Source organism: Anaerovibrio sp. (assembly GCF_051866355.1).
GTDB lineage: Bacteria > Bacillota > Negativicutes > Selenomonadales > Selenomonadaceae > Anaerovibrio.
This window is the reverse complement of the sequence record NZ_JBJDWZ010000155.1, coordinates 1-3,060: the sequence shown is the minus strand read 5'-3', so window position 1 is coordinate 3,060 and position 3,060 is coordinate 1. Positions and strand designations below refer to the sequence as shown.

2 protein-coding genes and 1 pseudogene are annotated in these 3,060 nt (G+C 53.9%); 2 read left to right on the top strand and 1 reads right to left on the bottom strand.

The window, feature by feature from the left end; all coding sequences use genetic code 11:
- Positions 1–286 (bottom strand): annotated as a pseudogene (locus ACI3UA_RS08120) (hypothetical protein); the annotation flags it as partial.
- Between the two features lie 239 nt (positions 287–525).
- Here ACI3UA_RS08120 and ACI3UA_RS08115 point away from each other — a divergent pair.
- Both ACI3UA_RS08115 and ACI3UA_RS08110 read left to right on the top strand, forming a co-directional pair.
- On the top strand, positions 526–1,545 hold the full coding sequence (locus ACI3UA_RS08115; protein ID WP_439724312.1) for a LacI family DNA-binding transcriptional regulator: 1,020 nt from the start codon (positions 526–528) through the stop codon (positions 1,543–1,545).
- Between the two features lie 97 nt (positions 1,546–1,642).
- Positions 1,643–2,989, top strand: a complete 1,347-nt coding sequence (locus tag ACI3UA_RS08110; RefSeq protein WP_439724311.1) for an MATE family efflux transporter — start codon at positions 1,643–1,645, stop codon at positions 2,987–2,989.
- The last annotated feature ends 71 nt before the right edge of the window (positions 2,990–3,060 follow it).

The window sequence follows — 3,060 nt, the reverse complement described above, 5'->3', positions numbered from 1 at the left end:
TGGTAACGTCCTCGTCCTTGCTGATATTGGTGCGGAAATCTTCCTTCTGCAGCCAACGCTTCATAGCGTTCCTCTGTACCCACTTCTTGAACTCGGCCGCGCGGCGCACCAGCACCTCACGGAACTTCTTCAGGTCCTCCAGAATCAGCTCTGCGGCCTCTTTCGGAATTTCGCCCAGCTCAGCCATGGCCTCGCATGCTGCGATTTCTACGTCCAGCATAACTTCAAACTCATGCTGCAGTGTCCAGATATTACCCATTTCGGGATTTGTATACCGTTCAATCATAGAATTTTTTCCTCCCTAACTGACATTAAAGAGGACTCAGACTGTACCTGCCCTGAGCGTGGAATATTTCATTCCATTGTTATACCTATATATCATAGCATGTATAGAGCAGTTGTGTCAATGAATTCCGCCGCAACAGGCCCTTGCACATAATTCCGCCTGCTTATAAAATAAAGGATGAATGCAAAAAAAGAACAGGCCCGGCGCAGGGAAAAATCAGCAGGAAGGGGACGAGAAAAATGCAGAGGGTACGCATAGCGGACATTGCCAAAGAGCTGGGCGTCAGCACGGCAACGGTATCAAACGTCATTCACGGCAAAACAAAAAAGATTTCCGATGCCACTGTCAAAAGGGTGCAGAAGCTGCTGGAGGAACGGCAGTACATCCCCAGCATGGCAGGGCTTTTGCTGGCGCAGAACGATTCCCGCATCATCGGCATCGTCATGAATAATCACGGCAAATATGAAGGGCATGTGCTGGAGGACCCCTTCGTGGCGGCCTCACTGAACGCCCTGTCCGGCGAAATCGAAAAAGCCGGTTACTTTATGATGGTAAAAACCACCAGCCGCCTGACGGACATCGTAAAGTTCGCCTCCATGTGGAACATGGAGGGCATGGTCATCATCGGCTTCTGCGAGGAGGAATACAATGAGCTCAGGCAGTTCATGCACATACCCTTCGTGGTCTATGACGGCTTCCCGGCAGACAGCCCCGACGACGGCAGGCTCTGCAACCTGACCATTGACAACTACGACGGCGGCCTGCAGGTCGGCAGGCATCTCCGAAGCCTCGGACACCGCCGGGCACTGTGCCTGTCGGACAACGACATCTGCATGGATGCCCGGCGCATCCGCGGCTTCCGGGATGGCTTCGGGGCGGAAAACACGGACCTGCTGATTATTCCCATGCAGAGGGAGCCGCGCCGCGCGTTTTATGAGCAGCACCTTCCGTTCATCAGGGAGCATACTGCCGCTTTTGCTGTTTCCGACTACTATGCCGTCGACTTTCTGCAGTTTGTGCAGGAAAAGGGCATGCACGTACCGGAGGAAATCTCCATCGCCGGCTTTGACGATACGCCCATCTGCCAGCAGATTGTACCCACCCTGACCACTGTGCGTCAGGACCCTGCCCGCCGCGCCGCCAGTGCCCTGCTGGCTCTACGGGAGCTGAAGCAGGGCACTCCCGTCCGCCAGCCCTGCATGCTCCCCGTGCAGCTGATGCCGCGCCACAGCACTGCGCCTTTTAAAATATCTAAATAAAAACTTTTAAATTTATAAAGGGTTACGCGTTTAACCTATTGTGTTTTATCATCTCTTATTTTAAAATATAGGCATAAAATTAAGGGAGTGATTTCCGATGGGTGCAGACCGTACAAACCGCAGCTTTATAAAAACAGTTTTGGGCATCTCAGTTCCTGTTGCCCTGCAGTGCATGCTCCAATCCTCGTTCAGCATCATCGACCAGATTATGATAGGCCAGCTGGGCAGTGTCAGCATTGCCGCCGTGGGACTGGCCGGAAAATTTTCCTCCATCTATCAGGTGGTTGTATCAGCCATCGCCGTGGTAGCCGGCATCATGATTGCCCAGTACATGGGGAAGCAGGAAAAGGAGCAGGTGGACAAGAGCCTTTCCGTAAACCTTGCCGCCGCCCTCCTGCTGGCCCTCGCCTTCACCGCCGCCTGCCTTGCTGTGCCGGAAACCATCATGAGAGCCTACACCGAGGATGCCGCCATGAGCGCCGTTGCCGCCTCGTACCTGCGGCTGATTGCCTTTACCTTCCTGCCTATGGCGGGGGCCATCCTGCTCTCTACCATGCTCCGATGCATGGAAAGGGCCGCCCTGCCCCTCTACGCCAGCTTTGCGGCAGCCATTGTCAACACCGGCCTCAACTACATCCTCATCTTCGGCAGGCTGGGCTTTGCCCCTATGGGCGTGGAGGGTGCCGCCATCGCCACCGTCATGGCACAGCTTGCCAATTTCCTGCTCATCCTGATGTCATTTTTCATAAGCTACCGCAAAGGAGGCGGCAGTTTTCACTTTTCCCTCCGCCTTGGCGCCAGCGGCTACCGGCAGTACCTGTGGATGCTGCTGCCCATACTGGTGACAGAATTTATGTGGAGCCTGGGCGAAAACGTCTACGCTTCCATTTACGGCCACATGGGCACTATCGCCTGCGCCGCCATGACGCTGACCAATCCCATTCAGGGGCTGATGATTGGCGCACTGAGCGGGCTTTCCCAGGCGGCTGGGATACTGATAGGCAAATCCCTGGGCCGGAAGGATTACGATGAGGCATACGCCAATTCCAAAAGGCTGATATGGTACGGGCTTTGCGGTGCCATCCTCCTTTCTGTCCTGCTGATGGCCACCAAATCCTTCTACGTGAATATTTACGCGGTGGAGGACATCACCAGGTCTATTGCCAGCGACATTCTCCTGGCCTTTGCCCTGGTGGCTCCTATAAAGGTGCTGAACATGATTTTAGGCGGCGGCATCGTCCGCAGTGGCGGCCGGACAAAGCTGATTATGTGGATTGACCTGATGGGCACATGGATTTTCGGCGTGCCGCTGGGATATCTGGCCGCCTTCGTGCTGAACCTGCCGATACCATATGTGTACTTCATCCTGTCATTGGAGGAAGCCGTGCGCCTTCTGGTAACTGTTGTCGTGTTCAGGAAGAGGATATGGATGCAAAGCTTGTAAAAAGAATTTCAGTTTTTCGTAGTGCTTGTATGATACTTTGGTGATATTAAAGAATAGATTTATTTTTTAGT